This window comes from Lacrimispora amygdalina, from assembly GCF_900205965.1.
Taxonomy (GTDB): domain Bacteria; phylum Bacillota; class Clostridia; order Lachnospirales; family Lachnospiraceae; genus Lacrimispora; species Lacrimispora amygdalina_A.
In genome coordinates this window covers 103,077-121,836 of sequence record NZ_OAOF01000003.1, presented here as the reverse complement: position 1 = coordinate 121,836, position 18,760 = coordinate 103,077, and the positions used below count along the sequence as shown (strand labels likewise).

Genomic DNA, 18,760 nt, shown 5'->3' with positions numbered 1-18,760 from the left:
TACTTTATCACACTATATGAAAGAATATCATTCGTTTTAATTAGAACGACTCTGTGCTTTCATAATTCTATGATGAGCAAAAGCATAAACAATATAGCTGATTAATAACGGAAAATAGAAGTTAATAATTCTGCTGAGGATCATAGAGGAGGGAAGCAGCTCATTAGGATAAAACTGTCCAAACACATTTAAATATGCTTTTTCTGCAATTCCCACAGAACCAGGAAGGGGCACTGCGGCAACTGCAATATTAATAAAGGATTGGCCTGCCATCAGATCAAGACAGTTATTCCTCCTGTAACCGAAACTTAAGTAAACCAGATATGTTACAAGACAATATGCAATCCATTGAAACACAGTAACCACAAACACCTTTAGAAATAAATCCGGGTTTTTTATAATCAGTCTGGATTTTTCACGGTAAGAGATGATCAGAATATCCAGCTTTTCTTTTATTACCTTTGGATTTTTAAAGAGGCGGAATTTTACACCAAGATTTAATGCCAGATCAAGTAAAAAAGGTATGATTACTCTGGAAAACATCAATGCTGATAAAACAACCGTAAGAAAAAACATAACAGAGGCTCCTGCAAGCAGCATCCAGTTAAACCACTGTGCAGACTTCACTAATATATGAGACCGTAACATTGCAAATACTCCACCCATAATAATAATCACAATCTGACTTATGAAAACCATAAGAAATATTGTGATGGCAGAGATATCAACATGAATTTTGTCCTTATTCATATAATACATCTGAGCAGGCTGCCCTCCGCATGCCCCCGGTGTAATGGCGCTAAAATAATTTCCGATGTAAGTATAATCAATACAATTATTATACGAAGCAGTCTGCCCTAATCTATGCATAATCATATAAAAATTCATGGCCTGGCACCCAGCATAAAAAAACATCAAAGCAATTCCAGCAATAAGGTAGAATAGGTGCACACTTCCAACTGCTTTCATTAATTCCCAAATTGAATATTTCTTTAATATAACTGTAACAGTAACCGCCATCAAAGAGGACATGAGTAAAATACTTCTCATCTGGTTTTTTTACTGACTATTTTTTCTTGCATTTAAATGAACCTCTTGTTAAAGTTTATATTTTTTATTATTACCAGGGATTACTAATCCTTAATCTAATCAATTCTCATGTTGTTATTATTTACCAATCTGTATATAATAATATTGACAGGAGGTCAGATATGGAATTTAATGAAAAGCTTCAACAACTGAGATTGCAGTATAATTTAACGCAGGAACAGCTTGCGCAGCAATTATATGTATCGAGAACAGCTATTTCAAAATGGGAAAGCGGCAAGGGCTATCCTAACATTGAGTCGCTCAAGTGTATCTCAAAATACTTCTCCGTTTCAATAGATGAACTGCTATCGGGAGAAGAACTTATAACCCTTGCTGAAACAGAAAATCACTTCAATATCAAAAAAATTTATAACATCATCAGCGGAATTATAGATGTATTGGCAGTTGCATGTATTGTTTTACCAATTTATGGAGAACCTCAGGGCAACCATGTTTACCATGTAAATCTTCTGTCAAATACTCATTTACCAAATATTGATAGCAGGATACATTGGGCTGTTTTTTTATTTATTATTGGAATTGGAATTGCAAGACTTGCCTTTATTTTTTTTAATAAAGAATCATTATACCACATTACCACGAAAGTTTCTATTGCAGCAGGCGTGATAGCAATCTGTTTATATGCTGCGGCAAGAGAACCATATGCAACAATACTTCTGTTCTTGTTTTTTGTAGTAAAGATATTTTTACTGCTGCCCTTATTTTAATTTTCCTCAGTCTTAGGAATCCGTTTCATTAACTATATACTGTCGTCCGAACTGGATGCTTATAAGTTGTCACCTTATAGGTTATCATCTTGAAATGGCGCATCAATAAAATTTTTCGGTACTGCTTCAGTCGCTTTATCAATAAAAGCAGCAATTTTACAGGGACTTTCCTTCAAACCACTATTGACCCATTTTTTTATTACGGCTATACTGCCATATGCGGTAAATGTATACCAATTATCGAATAACTTTTGATCTATATGTTTTACTTCCTTCTTCCATTTTTCAATATTAAAATCGTGGCTGATATAAAGAATACGTTCTAATAAATCTTTATCCCCATTCTCTGAAAATAATACTTCGCATATATTGCTATTTGCTTTTATATACTTGCAAATTTCATACGATAGTTTTCCATCTACTTCAAGGTTCATAGTATTACCCACAACCTGTCTGATATCTTCATATAACTCATCTTCAATATTTGATAGAAGTTCATACTGATTCGCGTAATGTGAATAAAAAGTATTGCGGTTGATATTAGCTTTCCTGCACAAATCTGTCACTGTAATTTTGCTGATAGAACGCTCTCTCATAAGTTCCAGCAAACTGTTTTTTATAACCATCTTTGTATATCTCACTCTTTAATCTGCTTTTTCGTATGCCATAATATTCTCCTCAAAAAATCTGTAAACGAACAATATTTATATTATTTGTTAGATATCGAACGCAATGTTATCGAACTGACTGTTGATTAAGTAACACTGTATTAGTATAATATATTTGGACATTCAATACAAACATAAATTTAACTGGAGGGAAAACAATGGGAAATATAACGCTAATTCCTGTATGGATTATTCAAGATATTTTAGTTTTAATTATTGCCACTTTAATGATTTTTTATATAATTGATAACGAAGAACGTCCAAAGATTGTATTAATGCAATTCGTATGTTTTGTCTTTTTCTACGCCTCAGCCTTTGAAAATGTTGCAGTATTTATGGGAGCTATGGGAAAGGAGGGTTTTTACTCATATGGGCACAGTATCCTAATGATATTCAATGTACCAATAACTGTTCCAATTATCGAGTTTCTTATCGTTTACTCAACGTTACGTGTTTTGAAGACGATAAATATACCGTCATGGACTAAACCATTTATTACTGGACTTAGTGCTATGATTTTTGACTTTTCACTGGATCCAGTCGCAGTAAAACAGATTTTTCAAACTTCGGAAGGAATCATAGGCAGGTGGAGTTATTACCCGCTCCCTGGTGAACCTGTAATATATGGGGAACCAGTCATGAATTTTACAGGTTGGATCTATATAGCCGGATACTGGACTGCCTTTATTTTAATCGGTGAATGGTGGCATAAAAAGAAAGGCTACAGTAATCTAATTGGTTATATATATCCGGTTTTGGCTTCCATTCTTTCTCTGATTTGTTTGGTTTCACCTATATCCAATTTCTTTAATTTTATGGGACCATTTTTCACCAGAACTTCTAATATGCAATGGGTAATGTTAATCTCTCTCTCTGTAATTTCAGTAGGAATTTTAGTGTTAGCCTTCGTCAAGTTCTGGGATCGCCGGTTTGTTAGCTCTTTGAATTATAAAAAAGATTTTCCTATTATGTTTACTTTCCTGGGTTTTCCTCTGATTAATACCTTATTTTGTGTTATTGGTGGGTATATGGAGATACTATGGCTTGTTGTCCTGGCAGAATTGTTATTATTACTAGGCTGGGGTGAAATTTATATTTTGAATAAAAAGTATTTCAATAACCAGCCGTAGGATTCGCTGCCTGTGCAGAATGTATGGTGTGCATTATGCCCTGGACCGGACTGAATATCCGGAAATGAAAACCGGTCAGACAGTCTGCCACAACTGTCTGACCAGCTTAGTTATTTCCTTATTCCGTCGGTATATTCCTATTTTGTCCTTTTTCTCAAAACCTCTTTTGGCGGAACTATTTTATCTGCTATGGAATGTTCCGTTAATTCAGATAACATCCCTATTTTTTTGTTTATCATATTTCTCATACAGTTTGGTACATGCTCTTCATGTGCTCTATGAATAGCAACACATTCTTTGCAGTTTCCATGGTATCTGCATGCCTTCTGACAAGGGCAATGATCTTTTGTTTTAAATTCTTCACGAAATTCAGATGCAAACTCCTCCTGAATGCGCAATCCTTCTAGTCGGTTTCCTTTATGGAACTCTTCCATTGCCGCTTTTTCAATTTTATTTCCGTCAATTATCATTTGTTTTTTCTCCCTCAAGTTTTCTAATATAATTATATAACCAAATCTCCTTGAAAAGTAGTTATATTCAGCCTATAATATATAAAAAAAGAACCATCAAAGGAGGTTCATGAATGTTTACGGAAGCCCCTGTATACTCACATAATCCTTATCACACAACACAATTTCCACTTCTGGTTTTAAATGTAAAAAACCGTACCTGTATTCCTTTCAACGAAGGATTTCAGGTATTACACTGGCACGATGAAGTACAATTCGTTTATATTTTAAAGGGAATTGTTTGCGTTAAAATATATGATGAAGAATTTAATTTACAAGAAAATGACTGTATATTTATTAATCGTACCGTACTGCATCACATAACAGAAAAAGAAGATTGTCATTATCATAGCTACATTATTCCAGCACGAATGCTATCTTTCTTTTCCGGAAGCATTATGGAACATGATGATGTGGGTGCAATCATTAATAACCCCACCTTCACACATTATTTACTGTGCTCTGATAACCTAACACACAGTTCTGCTCTTAATCAGATACGTCTACTAGACAAGTTATACTTTCAAGATAGAAAATACGAGCATCACGAATATCGTCTTTCTATTCAATTATCCAAGGTCTGGCTGGAATTTATCTCTCTTCTTCACGACAGGAAGGAAGTATCGCCTTCAAAAAATTACCAACGAATACGAGCAATAATATCTATAATACACGCAAATTATAAACAACCAATTTCAATACAGGATATTGCCAATGCTGCCCATATCAGTAAAACTGAATGTTTACGCTGCTTTCAAAAATTTGTGCATGATTCCCCTTATCAATATCTGTTGAAATATCGCCTGCATATGAGTACATCATTACTTATTGCTACAGAAATGTCGATAACGGATATTGCATTGGCTGTAGGTTTTCATTCCATAAGCTCGTATATTAAATATTTTAAAATTTATTACCAGACAACCCCCTACAAATATAGAATTGAAAACAAATCTACGTAAGCTTTCAATACACAAGCAAGGTCGTAAAAATAGGCGATTTTTTCTGTATATGAACCCAAAAATTGCGGAAAGGGAACTGATCTGAAAAATATGTTTCAACTTTTGTCGTATAGCTGCCATCCAGTATCCTTTCAAAGTGGAAGGCAGGACATTGAGCTAAATAACGCATTTCGTCTTTTGAAAATGTTTTATCCGGTAAAATCAAATGCAGCATCAACATGGCAAGTATAAATATAAACGGAATTATACGCATGAGGTTCGGTAAAGTGGCAGAAGTTGTCTTTCTAATTATTCGCATTGCAATCCTCCAGATCAAAATCGAAAATAAATAAATGGGTTGTAGGTGGAGCCAACCATATACGCCGTCAAAAAAAACATGAGTATACAATAATACACGTTTGCCGCTATTTTATAAATATTGCATTGAATTCTTATTAAAGATAATGCCAGTTTCTTCGGCAAAGGTGTGGCCGCTATGATACATATAAGATACAGGACGGTATACTGTTCAAGTTTAGCAATTGTTTGGACATCAATTAATACATTGTCTCCCGCTCCTAACAGGATCCCAAGATAATTCAGCGCATCTGTCAGGTTGGTAAATTCAAAAAACACCCAGCCTATCACAACAAGCAGCAGCGAGTAAATGATACGGACAGCTTTAGGCCATCGTTTCATACGCTTATGCAAAAACAATCGTTCAATTAATATTAAAGTACCAAAATAAAGCCCCCATATAACAAAATTCCAGCTCGCGCCATGCCATAGTCCTGTAAGAAACCATACGATGAGTATGTTTCGTAGCAGTTTCCATTTGCCCTCACGATTCCCGCCAAGAGGAATATAAACATACTCCTTAAACCACGATCCAAGGGAAATATGCCACCGCCGCCAAAATTCCGAAATACTCTGCGAAACATATGGGTATTTGAAGTTTTCTTTGAAATGAAAGCCAAACATTTTTCCCAATCCGATGGCCATATCTGAGTATCCGCTAAAATCGAAATAAATCTGTAAAGTAAAGGCAATGATTCCAGCCCATGCCATGAGTACAGAAATTTCTGTACCGGGCATGGCTTTTACCTCAGACCATAGCAGGCCTATATTATTGGCCAGCAGGACCTTTTTGGCCAGACCACACAGGAAACGGCGAAGCCCCGAGCTAAATTTTCGAAGGTTCATGCGTCTGTCAACTAACTGTGATTCTATGTCCGCATAGTTCACAATCGGCCCGGCCACCAGCTGTGGAAACATCGAAATATAAAGTGCAAACAAAATCGGGCTTTTCTGTGATTTTATTTTCCCCCTGTATAGATCAATCACATAGGATAGAGCCTGAAAGGTATAAAACGAAATCCCTATAGGCAGTGCCGGTGCTGCAGCATTCAGATTCCATCCGCTGACGGTAGTTATTGTACTTATTAACATGCCGAAGTACTTAAAATAGGCGAGACAGCCTAAATTAAACACCAGACTTATTATTAAAAAAAGCTTCTGCTTTTGTCTGCTTGTACTATTTTTATCTAAAAAATAACCTATACAATAATTAATCATTATGGAGATGCACATCAATATTACATAGGCAGGCTCTCCCCATGCATAGAAAAACAGGCTTGCGGCAAGCAGTACAATATTCCTCAAATACAGTCCCAGGATCCATGGGCGAGCCGTTCTCGGAATGAACGACCCACCTAGAGAATAATATAATATTAATGTGACTGGTAAAAAAGCGAATGTAAAAAACAGGCTGCTGAATACCATATGCCCTCCGTTATAATGATTCAGCGAGCTTATCAAGCCATAGCTGATAAGATCGTCTGTGCAGACGATACTCAGCAGCACAAACCGGATCCTGAACCACTTCTTTATTATGCAGAAAAGTCCGGTGCAACCCCGAATTCATGCATCTATATCGGCGATATGCCGACAGATATTGCATGTGCAAATGCGGCTGGTTTTGCTTCCGGACTCGTTACCTGGAACCATTCATCCGTCTGGGAACCTGATGTTGATTATATATTTTCATCGCCTGAGGATCTGCTTAAGCTGTACAATATATAGATCACCATCACTCACTATTTCCAACGGACAATTCAAATACTTATATACATTTTACTAAATCAATTTAGGCTTCACTCTTCTGCCCGCGTTTTGTTCTATTGCATAAGCTGTATTTAATAATTCTTCATCCGTTTGAGCAATGATATTTATTCCGTAAGGCATTCCATTATTATATAGCCCACAGGGTACCGTAATTGCTGGTAAACCAGTATATTGAACAATGGGGTGATCTTTAAATACAATACACACATTCACCTCCTTTAACTGATCACTCATATATCGTTTTGTGGACTCCATATCTTTTAACGTATCCATATATATGGATTCTGTCATATCACCAGAGGTATTATTCTGGGCTTCTTCTAATAATATTTGACCATATCTTAAGGCTTCTTCTTTATGGTTATTGTTAAATTCAATAATTTCCTTTAAACTTTTTATTCTATAATCTTGAGGTAACTCAGCTAAGTATTGATTCATAGCATACTTAAACTCATATTTTTTAATGTCATCGATCTTTTTATTAGAAATTGTTTTGAGATGTAATCGTTTTAAGATTGCACCAGCTTCCTTTAATTTATCTAAAACACCATTCGCCTTCTTTTTGTCTTCCTGCGACATATTATCGATAGCAGATTGGTCAATCCCTATTACAGTACCTTTAAGACTTGTCTTTTCTGTAAAGTGTATTTTATTGGCTGATATTTCATTAAAAATAATAATTGCATCTTTAACAGTTCTTGTCATGGGACCAACCATATCAAGAGTAAAACTTATGGGTATAATACCTTTTATACTCAAAGCACCCTTACCTGGACGGTACCCTACAATACCATTCTTTAAACCAGGAGATATGATAGAGCCGGAAGTATCGGTGCCAAAAGCTGCCATACATAAATCAGCTGCAACTGCAACCCCTGAACCGGTACTGGAACCTGCCGGGCTTTCACCTAAAACGTATGGTGATTTTACAATTCCTCCTTTTGAACTATATCCGTTAGGCATTCCCTTCGTCATATAATTAGCAAATTCAGTCATATTTGTTTTGCCAAGAATAACAGCACCTTTTTTCCTTAAAATTTTAACAATCTCAGCATCCGTTTCTGCAATTGAATCTGCCAATGCCAGCGATCCTGCGGATGTGTGCAAGCGATCTGCAGTATTTATATTGTCTTTTAAAAGAATCGGTACCCCGTAAAGCAAACCAAAATCACCATTATTTCTTTCATCAAGCTCCTCTGCTATTGTCATAACATCAGAATTTATCTCACAGATAGAATTTAATCCTTGAGAACCTTTGTCCAAAGAGGCAATTTGCTCTAAATATTGTGAAACAATCTCTTTTATAGAGAAGGTTTTATTTTTTATTATCTTACTTAATTCAGTAATTGTTATTTCGTCTAGATTTATTTTGGCTGCCATATTTTTCTCCTGCTTCTGTTTGACATTCTATAGTTATATTTTTACTATTATCTTCCTATATAGTTTGATTTATTCAAATGAAAAATTGTTATTGACAAAAAATGGACTTATGTGTTTTCTTCACAAAGTCCATTCTTATATTTCCGTATTTAAATCTCAATTACTTTTCCCGTATTGTTATAAAGAAATTGCTCTTTTAGTTCCTCACTAATAAGACAAATTCCTTCCTTTCCAGTACAATGTGACACTGCAATTAATTGTATTTTCATATCTTTGAAAGCAGCCATTGTTTTTTTCATTCTAAATTCATCTGCTTCAATTAAATGTGTTCCACCAATCACCGCATGAATAGGGATATTAACTCTTTTGGAAATTGTTTTTAATATATTTACAATTCCAACATGAGAACAGCCAACAATTACAACTAATCCTTTTTCTGTAATAATTCCCATTGATATTTCATCATCAAAATTGTCTGGAGTAAATTCATCATTTTCTTTTATAAAAAATCTGCTGTTTCTAACTTCATAGTCCGTATATCTAGAAAAATGATGAAAAACAATAATATGATCTGTCAAATAAATCATGTCTTCTTTTACTTTTCTTAAAGAGATCTGTTTTTTTGCTATAAATTCTTCATCAAATGAATTTCCATTAAATTTATAACCTGGTGCATCTGCAGTTTTGTATTTAGGCTTAAAGAATTCTTCGCCTACAATGAATTGCGGAACTTTATCAACTTCACTTATAAACTTTTCAACTCCACCACTATGATCATAATGTCCATGACTGATGATACAATAATCTAATTTATCTAAATTTTTATGAAGAGACTTGGCGTTTTTTATAAAATCTCCACTTTCTCCAGTATCAAATAAAATATTCTTTCTATCAGTCTCTATGTATAAAGATAACCCATGTTCATATAGCAGCTGACCCTTGTCATCTGGATTATTTTCAATTAACGTTGTTATCTTTAGTTCCATCAAAATTTTTTCCTCTTTCCTGATACCATAAAAGATTTTTCTGCAAATAGCTCACCTTTCTTAATCGTTACAATGACCCTCATGAGAATGTTCAGTACAAACACTTCCTGTAGATTTTAATCCACCTGCAATATATAGTTTTACAATATCATCAGTATTTCCCTGTGCTCCAACTACAACTTCAATCCCATTTTCGTTAAATAAGTCCTGTGCTGTTTCTCCCATTCCACCAGCAATAATAACATTTGCTTTCTGCTCTTTTAAAAAGACAGGAAGATATCCTGGTTTATGACCCGGGTTTGGTACAAAAACTTTATTTTTAACTTCAACATTCTCTACATCATAAATAGTAAAGCCTTCACAATGTCCAAAATGTCCACTTACAAACTTTCCATCACTCGCTACTGCTACATTCATTTTTTATTCCTCCAATTATTGTTTTATTTTTTCATGAGGCTATTCATACGAACCCACATTTCTTCAATTGCTTTTCTTGCAGGACTTTCTGCAAACTCTGTAATTGGTTTTAATGTGTTAACCGACTTCATGACCAATTTATCAAAAGGTATTTTTCCTACTACAAACAGATTCTTTTCTCTGGCAAAGTTCTCAATCTGAGAGGTCATATCTGAATTGATGTTATACTTATTCACACAAATCATTACCTGTGTTTCAAAATGTTCAGCAAGCTCCAAAATTCTTTTTAAATCATCCAGCCCAGATCTGGTCGGTTCTGTTACGATAAGTGCAACATCCGTATCCGTAATCGATGCGATTACAGAACACCCGATTCCAGGAGATCCATCAAGAATTACGATACTGTTATTCTCTTTAAAACTTTTTGCATTCTTTCTTAGCCCGGTAACCAGTTTGCCTGATCCATCACTTCCTATTCCCATCATTGCTCTGGATATGATCCCTTTATCCGTTTTTGTTATAAAAGTATCTGCTGTTTTTTCGTCTACCAATTTGATCGCGTTCTGTGGGCACACCAAAGTACAGGCTCCACATCCTTCGCAGCTAAATGAGTCTAATGTCCAATTTTTTATTGCACCGAACTTACAGACTTCTTCACAGATTTCACATTCTATACAAAGACTCTTGTTTATCTTTGCTTTTTTACCACCATAGAAGTCTTTCTTTTCAACATCCATACCTTTATAGAACAGATACAGGTTGGGTGCATCTACATCACAATCAACTTTTATCACATTTTTAGCCAATTCAGACAACGCAGCTACAACGGTCGTTTTCCCGGTTCCTCCTTTTCCGCTTAACACTGATATTACCATGTAAACGCCTCCTTTATCTTCTCTGCCATATCGATAAAATCCTTTTTGTGATTGTCGTTCTCACATAACATCATTCCTTTTGAATATAACGAGGCGGCTTCCATACTGTATGGAACAGTTCCAAAAATTTTAACATCATTGGTCCGGCAAAAAGTTTTCACCATATTATCTTTTCCGTCATCTTTATTAATGATAATTCCATATGGGATGTTATAAAGTTTTACAAGCTCCACAGCCATTTTTAAATCATGAAGACCAAATTCCGAAGGTTCGGTTACTAAAATTGCTGCATCTGCATATTTAAGGGCAGTTACTACATTACATGAAGTTCCTGGCGGACAGTCAATAAGATGATCTTCATTCGGTAATTCTTTCAAGCGTTTGTTTATTACTGGAACTGCCATTGGCTCCCCTACATTAAGAATACCGCGGTAACAGGGAATCTCTTTTGCATTTCCACTTTCCAGCTTACCAATAGCTCGCTTTACATAAAATAAAGCAGCCGTCTTACAGACCAGCCTGCAGGCACCACAGTCATGACACAATTTCTCAAAAACAACAATCTCTTTTCCAGCTTTTGCAAGCGCATTAAACTGACATGCTTTTGCACAGGCTCCACATAAAACACACTTTTTTTGATCAATATGAGGATATTCCACAAAAATATCTTCTCTTTTTTGAATAGAAGGATTCAAAAAGATAAATCCATTCGGCTCTTCCACATCACAATCAACATAACTAACCCCCAATGTCATTGCGAGATTTGCAGATACCGTTGTTTTACCAGTTCCTCCCTTTCCACTCAGTATTGCTATATTCATGCCATTCTCCTCGTATTCATCTATTTCATTCCGTGATGTGCACTTCCTTCAGCGTTAATCTCTGTAAGTCCATTGTTTTGAAACATTTCAATTGCTCTAAATACTGGAAATGCATCACAACTATACGCCTTGATTCCGGCTTTTTCTATCAATTCAAATGAATTCGGACCAAGTTTGCCGGTAATAATCACTGATACGTTCTCTTCTATCACTTGGCTTGCTGCTGCAATTCCAGCTCCTCCTCCAGAAGATACACCAGCGTTTCCTATTGTTTTAAATTCTCCTGACTCTGTGTCATAAATCAAAAAATAATCGCACCTACCAAATCTTCTATCCAATAGGCTTTCTTTATTCTGACCTGTTGCTGATATTGCAATTTTCATATTGTACCTCTTTTTCGCTCTTGTTTTTATGGGCATATGCTAATTACTATATTACTATTCATAATGGTTTTTGTCAAATGCCAATTACAAATATTTAAAATTTCTAATTGGCATGCTTCTACTCAATATGTGTGGTGTCAGATTGGTGCTGCTAATGATGATTATGCAAAGTTTCATATGTGGTCGAATGTGAAACGCAAGAAAGACCACTCTTTTCTTCCTAAAAGGATGAAAACAAGCGGTCTTTCGACTCACAATATACGGATGTGTTCACTAGTACTTAGATTTCGTATGCTGTCTAAGTTTACAGTCAACTGTTATTGCCTTCTATCAATTCTTTCAAACTAATACTGGGATTAGTATAGCGTCCTCTGCTTTGTGTCTTATTCTTATAGTTAATAGCCATCTTAGGGCACCATTGCACACACGCCATACATTGTTCGCAATTGTGATTAAAACTCGGTTTTTTATTTTTCATTACTATGTTGGCAGCAGGGCAAACTGCCTCACAGGTTCCGCAACCCGTACAAGCGTCGGAAACATTAAACCCTTTGTCTTTTCTGGGGAATATTAATTTGGGGGCAATAGAAGTTGATACATTAAGAAGCTCGTTTACCTTACCTGCGGGCTGCTGCGTTTTGGCTGTAATCTTTTGTACCAATGCAGGTATACGATCGGTAGCAATTTGATATTTCTCCGGGTTTCTCTCGTTCATTTTATACATCGCAACATAATTTGAAACCATACTGATTTTCTCTGCAAAATTAAGTGTTATACCTTTGTTTTCCAAAATTTTGGCAAGGGCAGTTAACGCAACACCGCTTGCGCCACCACAGCCAGTCACAGCAAAAAAATATGCGTTTTTACTTTTTTCAAGTGACATTTCGCTTATAAATTGTGTTACTCTTCGCGGCAAATTGAAAGCGTATGTCGGATATACAAAACCTATATAATCATACACTTCATTGCTGTCATGTCTCCCTTTACCCATAGATACCAACTTACAATCCGGTAATGATTCGGCTATTTTTTTAGCTACCTGTAAGTTATTTCCTGTTCCTGTAAAATAATAAATAATACTTTTCAATTTGCATAGCCTCCTATTTAACTTAAATCATCTAACTCCAGTTCAAGAGTTCTTGAGTCTGTACACTCGACCATATCAAGAGTTGTAATAGGACCAAGAAAAACTAAGTGAGCAGCTGCCTGGAACTAATATTACATGTTACATTATTTATTATTTGTAGTTTGTTATATTAATAATACCACGTGTTGTGATATGTTACAATATATTTATTTTGTAACATATCATTTTTTTGCTAAAGAATGTTGTTCCATCTTTGATTTTAAACATAGTCTGAATCTTGGAATACAAATAATTCATGCCCACAACAATTCCAATTGGGACTGTCAAGGGCAGCAATTCGATTCATCTATCAGGATTTTTAAGTCCTCTAATCAGAAGATTAATAACAGATTCTATTTTTTGCTTTCGATCAGTATCTTCAAATGAGTTTGGATGGATAAAGACGCTGGTTGCAAGATATACGGCTCTTGCCGCTTGATAAGGTGATTCCGCAAAAAATACACCTTCCGCAATTCCTTGTACTATAATCTCTTCAATATAGCTAATGCCTTCTTCTATACCTTTTTCTATGACTCCCGCAGAGCTTTGTGCTAGTTTAATGTAATTTGCAAACATTTCCGGATCTTCAATAGCACTGTTGCGTTTAGCTTCTGCATAGTCTTCAAGTAAATGAATAAGCTTAATATCAGCAGAATTATCTTCTTTTAAAATATCCTTTATAGAAGCATGCAAATATGAAAGCCAGCGTTCTGTAACAGCATTCCAAAGGTCGGTTTTCCCATTATAATACCGATAAAGGGCAGCATGGCTAACTTTTAATAATTTCGCTACGTCAGAAATATTCGCTTTTTCTGGTCCGAAACGGCGAATAACTTCTTCTGTTGCATTGAGTATTGTTTCTTTATCTAACGAGTTCTTATTCAAATTAATTACCACTTTCCTGTTTTATTTCCTATTATATCATGTTTAATTTCAAGTATCAAATTACTTCATTTGTAACATTAGCAAAATGGAGTACCGGATTTCCTTTTTGTTGCCGGTCACTGGCCGACAGGAATTTCTTCTGATTTTGTCTTGCTGAGTCATAATTTGATATAGTGTGGCGTTTAAATATTAGTTCCATTATTTCAAATCTTCCCTTTTGAAATGGTGATAGGTCATAAAGAAACCGACTGCCGATAACATAAATATGATTCCCAAAGATAAGGCAGTAGGGTAGCCAGTACTTTCAATTTTGCCCTGCACAAGAAAAAATGTGGCTGTCCACGGATATAATGCACCCCATTCTTGATTTGCGAGAGCTGCACTGCCCATGACGATAACAGCAGAACCAATCATAGGCGCAACAAATCCCTTGGTTATCCCTGCAGCAAATACAAAAGGAGAAGTTGTTAAAAACATTAGGATACCGCCTAATAGAAACTTTGGAAACCATTCAATTGCCACAAGCAAGCTGTATTCTTTCAGTGTAAAAACAGCGTGGTATATTCCACAAACGACATAAATACCTGCCCATGTCACAATATTAAGAGTAACAATCCAAAGCAGTAAGGAACAAAACTTGCCAAACAGTAGTTTTGTTCTAGAGACAGGAATGGGTAATATAGTTTTAAGTGTACTTTCTGTATATTCTCTACTGAATAAGAATGAAGCAATTGCCACATAAACCATCATATTTGTCAGTAGCATGGTATAGAGTATACTGCTGTTGTAAACGTCAGATAAGGTAAAAACAAACTCTGGGTTATCATAATGAGTTTGCACAGCCTCTAATAGCATTAACAATGGTGTGGACAGTACTCCTGTAATACTAATTGGTATTATTTTTGACCGCTTTAATTTTAGTAGTTCACAATAGATAAGATTACGCAATGCCACCACCCCCAATCAGTTTAGTGAAATATTCCTCTAAGTTTTCTTCACTAGTATTTATCTTTGTGACAAGAAGTCCGTTTAAGGCAAAGTCACGATTGATGTCACCTATACTATGACTGAAATCGTAAATTTTCAGCGTATTATCATGCACCGTAAAGTCTGTGATTTGGTAGTGGTTTTCTAAAATTTCTGCCGCCGCATGTCCATCCGACAAATCAAATTGAATGTATTTTCGGTTTCTTTTGTGTGGCTCTGCTATATCAAACTCTTCAATCAAACGTCCCTTGTGCATAACACCAATAATATCTGCAATCTGCTCAATCTCGTTTAAAACATGGCTTGATATAAAAATAGTGATGCCATTATCGTGGCTAAGTTTAGATAGAAATGAACGGATTTCTGATATTCCGATTGGGTCAAGTCCGTTAATTGGTTCATCAAGTATAAGTAGCTCTGGATCGTGCATCAGGGCAGCGGCAATACCAAGCCGTTGTTTCATGCCAAGGGAATAGTCAGCAAAGATCTTTCTTTTTTCTTCATGCAGCCCCACAATTTCAAGAGCATTTAAGACTGCATTTTTGCAAAGTTGTCCTCGTAATCTAGCAAGAATATATAAATTCTCATACCCTGTTAAATTACCATAAAACCCTGGTGTTTCAATAATCGAACCTATTTTATTATAAATAGCAGTTTCATTGTCCTTATAGTCTTTACCAAATAGTCTGACAGTTCCATCTGTTGGAAAAGTAAGTTTCAACATCATTTTCATTGCGGTAGTTTTCCCGGCTCCGTTTCTGCCAAGCAGTCCATAAATCTTCCCTTTTGGAACATGAAGACTTACTTTATCAACAACAGTAACAGTTCCATATCGTTTAGTGAGATTGTTTGTTTCAATAATAAATTCCATAACCATTATTCCTTTCTGCGGATTTCTATACTGCTGACCACAAATTTATTATCCGTTCCAGTGTTGCAAAAGCCAAGAAACCTACTGTCACAATAGAAAAAAACTCTGACACTTATCGTGTCAGAGCCTATTTTCAAGGGTTCCCATAGTCTTTTACTTAATTTTCAATCGTTTCATCAACAACGGGTCTTCCGTTTAGCAGACAAACCGTCTCCACGTGCGGTGAAAGATGTTTGTTATACTACATGGCGTAAATATCACCTTACCCCATCCGTAAACCATCTATTTTCTCACCTTAATGGCAAAAGCCGTTGGCAACATTAATGCTTTTCTGCCAAAATCATTATCTGATGCCATTGCTTTTTCTTTGTCAGTTTCTTCGATAAGTTCTTCAACAATAAAACCATTTCTGGCTAAAGAGTTAATATATGTACTCAACATACGATTAGAAAGCATAATTTCTTTGTTGCCCATATCAGCACAATACCATTCTTCATTAAAATAGGAATTACTAAAAACAAGTTTACCATCTTCAACTGACACACATTTATGAATGGGATGTGACCAACCGAAAACGAATACTCCATCTTTTTTCAAATAAGAATGAATACGTTTAAAGGTTTTATCCAAGCCTGTTGTCCAACCAATTCCATAAACAGAATAAACTAAATCGAAATAATCAATTGGTATTCCACATTCATCCTCCATAGGGGAACAAATTAGTTTAGCACTGATTCCTTGTGTCTGAAGATAATTTTCAGTTCTTTCAATTTGATTTGCAGATATATCCACCCCCCACAAATCAGTTGCCCCTAAATCTGCAACATATTTTAAGGAATGACCATTACCGCAACCGATTTCGAGCACACTTTTATCCGACAAATCTCCAAGTAAGTTCAACTTCTCCTTTGATGGTAAATAACCTCCCCACTTTGGTAAAGCTGTTACACCCAAAAACTCACTTCCTATTGTATTCCAAAACTCGATATTAGTTTTATGGGCTTCGCCCACATTTATATCAATATTAGCCACCTTACCTAAAACTTTACCACCGACAATGTTCTTTTTCATTTTCTCTGCTTCTTCGATAAGTTTCATAATATTTTCCTCTGCTTTCTTTTTGTAGTCTGCATCGGTCAGCTTTTCTCCTGAAAATAACTCGTTAAGATTGATTTTGAGAATTTCACAAATCGGCATCATAAGGGACAATTCAGGCATTCCGTTGCCACATTCCCATTTGCTTACAGTTTTATTGCTAATTCCAAGAGTATCAGCAAATTCACACTGAGTTAAGTTCCGCTGTTTTCTCATTTTTGCAATAAATCTTCCAATTTTAACTTGATTCAAGCCGACACCGCCTTTCTTTGAGGATATTATATTTCAATCACTAGTAAAATCACACCCACGAATCGTAGAATTTATATAAGAATTATTATAGAAAGCTTTTCAATCAGCTATCATCCCAAAATACTCCAACGCATAATTAACCTTAATCCTATCATCGGATTTTCTTACCCTTAAGTAACCCGCTGCCTGAATTAACCAGTTTTTTGTGCTATCTGCCCGCTCTTTTTAGCTAAACCTGTTCCCGAATGGGGATTTATCTGCCATGATGAATATGACGTAAATAATAAATACAATTATAAGTATTATGTTTTGGGAAGTAAACGTTATCGGGTATTGACTTTTTATATGACCAAGAAAATAGCGATGAATGATATGCAATCGATGACTTCAAAGATGTTGCCTTATTTTACCAGTCAGAAGATGAACAAGTAGCCTTTGATGTGTATTTAGTGGGCATAAAGAATTGGTGGACTACATATATTCTCCCCCAACCTCAAGAGTATCAACCGTATCCCTGCCAAATCTACTAATACTCTTGGTGAGTATGATGTCTAGGTTGTGGGATTGACAATCTTCCAGTATCCTTACAAACTCACTACGATAAGAACCTGTTTTACTGGATGCAATGTCCATATACACATCCACTAGTAACCACTGTGGTGTAGATGCAGTTAATCTTGTTAATGCCGATACTTGTGTTGTTAGGCTTTTTAGTTGGTCTACACTATTTGTACTCACACGGCAGTATATACCCACTCGCTTATCTCTCTTTGAAGGTTTCGCTGGTATATAATGAACTATTTTGTTTTCGGTCATGATAAAACCTCCGTAATTACAGATCCTTTGATCAATTGGATTTTGTCTGCTTCATAAAATGCTCATATTCTCACATAGAAATGTCTTTTAATATAATATTAACAGCGCTCTCTAAAGAAACATCCTGTTTGAAACTCTTCTCTGGAATTATCCCAATGAAATCTTTTTCATTCCACCATCGAAGCATTTCTGCTTCTCCAAATTCAAACTTTTTTTCTTTGGTTTCATGTCGTCTTAGTGTTTCCTCAAATGGAATGTCATAGTAATACGCGAACAATTTTTCTTTATATAATTCTGTAGCGGTTTCAAATAATGGTTTATACCAGTTTGCATTCAAAATTCCTTCAAGAATAACATATTTACAATGTGATTTTCCGTATTTCAAAAGTGTAATCAATAATGTCAAAGCTTCCGTATTTTTTCCATCATGTGCCCACAGCATCTCGCGTCTAACAATGTCTTGTGAAATCAAAAGAGTATTTCTTCCGATTTTTCTTTGAAGCATTTTTGCAACACTTGACTTCCCGCTACCTGAATTTCCCCTTAAAATAATAAGTGTTGACATTATTTATACCTCCCATTTTCTGCTTATTACTCTGCCAGATAATATGAATAATCTACATTAACATGAATTTATATTTCCATTTAATATCACGACTAATAAACATCTAAGCATA

Annotated in this window: 22 protein-coding genes; 4 read left to right on the top strand and 18 right to left on the bottom strand. The window is 35.4% G+C overall.

Annotated elements, in window-relative coordinates; translation table 11 throughout:
* Positions 1–36 precede the first annotated feature (36 nt).
* The gene (locus CRO04_RS05430) at positions 37–1,020 is read right to left on the bottom strand and encodes a lysylphosphatidylglycerol synthase transmembrane domain-containing protein (RefSeq protein ID WP_278321358.1); all 984 of its coding nucleotides are present in this window, start codon (positions 1,018–1,020) and stop codon (positions 37–39) included.
* A gap of 191 nt (positions 1,021–1,211) precedes the next feature.
* Between CRO04_RS05430 and CRO04_RS05425 the strand changes: the two genes are divergently transcribed.
* On the top strand, positions 1,212–1,817 hold the full coding sequence (locus CRO04_RS05425) for a helix-turn-helix domain-containing protein (RefSeq protein ID WP_097003217.1): 606 nt from the start codon (positions 1,212–1,214) through the stop codon (positions 1,815–1,817).
* A 74-nt stretch (positions 1,818–1,891) separates the two neighbouring features.
* Here CRO04_RS05425 and CRO04_RS05420 read toward each other — a convergent pair whose 3' ends face one another.
* Positions 1,892–2,458: a TetR/AcrR family transcriptional regulator gene (locus CRO04_RS05420; RefSeq protein WP_242974349.1), complete on the bottom strand. Its 567-nt coding sequence runs from the start codon at positions 2,456–2,458 to the stop codon at positions 1,892–1,894.
* Between the two features lie 185 nt (positions 2,459–2,643).
* Here CRO04_RS05420 and CRO04_RS05415 point away from each other — a divergent pair, with 185 nt between their 5' ends.
* Positions 2,644–3,615, top strand: coding sequence for a carotenoid biosynthesis protein (locus CRO04_RS05415; protein WP_097003216.1), 972 nt, complete (start codon positions 2,644–2,646; stop codon positions 3,613–3,615).
* Between the two features lie 137 nt (positions 3,616–3,752).
* Here CRO04_RS05415 and CRO04_RS05410 read toward each other — a convergent pair whose 3' ends face one another.
* Complete coding sequence (locus CRO04_RS05410; RefSeq protein ID WP_097003215.1) at positions 3,753–4,085, bottom strand: LPS biosynthesis protein; 333 nt, start codon at positions 4,083–4,085, stop codon at positions 3,753–3,755.
* 113 nt (positions 4,086–4,198) lie between these two features.
* On the opposite strand from CRO04_RS05410, the gene CRO04_RS05405 reads away from it, so the two are divergent.
* The gene (locus CRO04_RS05405) at positions 4,199–5,086 is read left to right on the top strand and encodes a helix-turn-helix transcriptional regulator (RefSeq protein ID WP_097003214.1); all 888 of its coding nucleotides are present in this window, start codon (positions 4,199–4,201) and stop codon (positions 5,084–5,086) included.
* A gap of 4 nt (positions 5,087–5,090) precedes the next feature.
* Here CRO04_RS05405 and CRO04_RS05400 read toward each other — a convergent pair whose 3' ends face one another.
* Entirely contained in the window at positions 5,091–5,384 is a 294-nt protein-coding gene (locus tag CRO04_RS05400; protein WP_097003213.1) for a DHHW family protein, read from the bottom strand.
* A gap of 14 nt (positions 5,385–5,398) precedes the next feature.
* Entirely contained in the window at positions 5,399–6,847 is a 1,449-nt protein-coding gene (locus CRO04_RS05395; protein ID WP_097003212.1) for an MBOAT family O-acyltransferase, read from the bottom strand.
* Between CRO04_RS05395 and CRO04_RS05390 the strand changes: the two genes are divergently transcribed.
* A complete protein-coding gene (locus CRO04_RS05390; protein WP_097003211.1) occupies positions 6,848–7,147 on the top strand; it encodes an HAD family hydrolase in 300 nt (99 codons plus the stop codon).
* 54 nt (positions 7,148–7,201) lie between these two features.
* Here the strand turns inward: CRO04_RS05390 and CRO04_RS05385 are convergent, their stop codons facing one another.
* The 13 genes from CRO04_RS05385 to CRO04_RS05325 form a co-directional block, all read right to left on the bottom strand.
* The gene (locus CRO04_RS05385; RefSeq protein ID WP_097003210.1) at positions 7,202–8,569 is read right to left on the bottom strand and encodes an amidase family protein; all 1,368 of its coding nucleotides are present in this window, start codon (positions 8,567–8,569) and stop codon (positions 7,202–7,204) included.
* 149 nt (positions 8,570–8,718) lie between these two features.
* Positions 8,719–9,555 (bottom strand): MBL fold metallo-hydrolase, encoded by an 837-nt coding sequence (locus CRO04_RS05380; RefSeq protein WP_097003209.1) that lies wholly within the window; start codon positions 9,553–9,555, stop codon positions 8,719–8,721.
* A 60-nt stretch (positions 9,556–9,615) separates the two neighbouring features.
* A complete protein-coding gene (locus CRO04_RS05375; protein ID WP_097003208.1) occupies positions 9,616–9,972 on the bottom strand; it encodes a NifB/NifX family molybdenum-iron cluster-binding protein in 357 nt (118 codons plus the stop codon).
* Positions 9,973–9,995: 23 nt separating this feature from the next.
* Positions 9,996–10,847: an ATP-binding protein gene (locus CRO04_RS05370; RefSeq protein WP_097003207.1), complete on the bottom strand. Its 852-nt coding sequence runs from the start codon at positions 10,845–10,847 to the stop codon at positions 9,996–9,998.
* Positions 10,841–11,668 carry a 4Fe-4S binding protein gene (locus CRO04_RS05365; RefSeq protein WP_097003206.1) on the bottom strand — a complete coding sequence of 276 codons (828 nt, stop codon included), beginning with the start codon at positions 11,666–11,668 and terminating at the stop codon, positions 10,841–10,843. The genes CRO04_RS05370 and CRO04_RS05365 overlap by 7 nt, the downstream gene beginning before the upstream one ends.
* A 20-nt stretch (positions 11,669–11,688) precedes the next feature.
* Entirely contained in the window at positions 11,689–12,051 is a 363-nt protein-coding gene (locus CRO04_RS05360) for a NifB/NifX family molybdenum-iron cluster-binding protein (RefSeq protein ID WP_097003205.1), read from the bottom strand.
* A 310-nt stretch (positions 12,052–12,361) separates the two neighbouring features.
* A complete protein-coding gene (locus CRO04_RS05355) occupies positions 12,362–13,138 on the bottom strand; it encodes an EFR1 family ferrodoxin (protein WP_097003204.1) in 777 nt (258 codons plus the stop codon).
* Positions 13,139–13,480: 342 nt separating this feature from the next.
* On the bottom strand, positions 13,481–14,062 hold the full coding sequence (locus tag CRO04_RS05350) for a TetR family transcriptional regulator (RefSeq protein ID WP_097003479.1): 582 nt from the start codon (positions 14,060–14,062) through the stop codon (positions 13,481–13,483).
* Between the two features lie 198 nt (positions 14,063–14,260).
* On the bottom strand, positions 14,261–15,010 hold the full coding sequence (locus CRO04_RS05345; RefSeq protein WP_097003203.1) for an ABC transporter permease: 750 nt from the start codon (positions 15,008–15,010) through the stop codon (positions 14,261–14,263).
* Positions 15,003–15,920, bottom strand: coding sequence for an ABC transporter ATP-binding protein (locus tag CRO04_RS05340; RefSeq protein WP_097003202.1), 918 nt, complete (start codon positions 15,918–15,920; stop codon positions 15,003–15,005). Before CRO04_RS05340 ends, CRO04_RS05345 begins: the two co-directional genes overlap by 8 nt.
* 282 nt (positions 15,921–16,202) lie before the next feature.
* Positions 16,203–17,267 carry a methyltransferase domain-containing protein gene (locus CRO04_RS05335; protein ID WP_097003201.1) on the bottom strand — a complete coding sequence of 355 codons (1,065 nt, stop codon included), beginning with the start codon at positions 17,265–17,267 and terminating at the stop codon, positions 16,203–16,205.
* Between the two features lie 471 nt (positions 17,268–17,738).
* A complete protein-coding gene (locus tag CRO04_RS05330) occupies positions 17,739–18,083 on the bottom strand; it encodes a recombinase family protein (protein ID WP_242974348.1) in 345 nt (114 codons plus the stop codon).
* Positions 18,084–18,153: 70 nt separating this feature from the next.
* On the bottom strand, positions 18,154–18,648 hold the full coding sequence (locus tag CRO04_RS05325; RefSeq protein WP_097003200.1) for a kinase: 495 nt from the start codon (positions 18,646–18,648) through the stop codon (positions 18,154–18,156).
* Positions 18,649–18,760 lie beyond the last annotated feature (112 nt).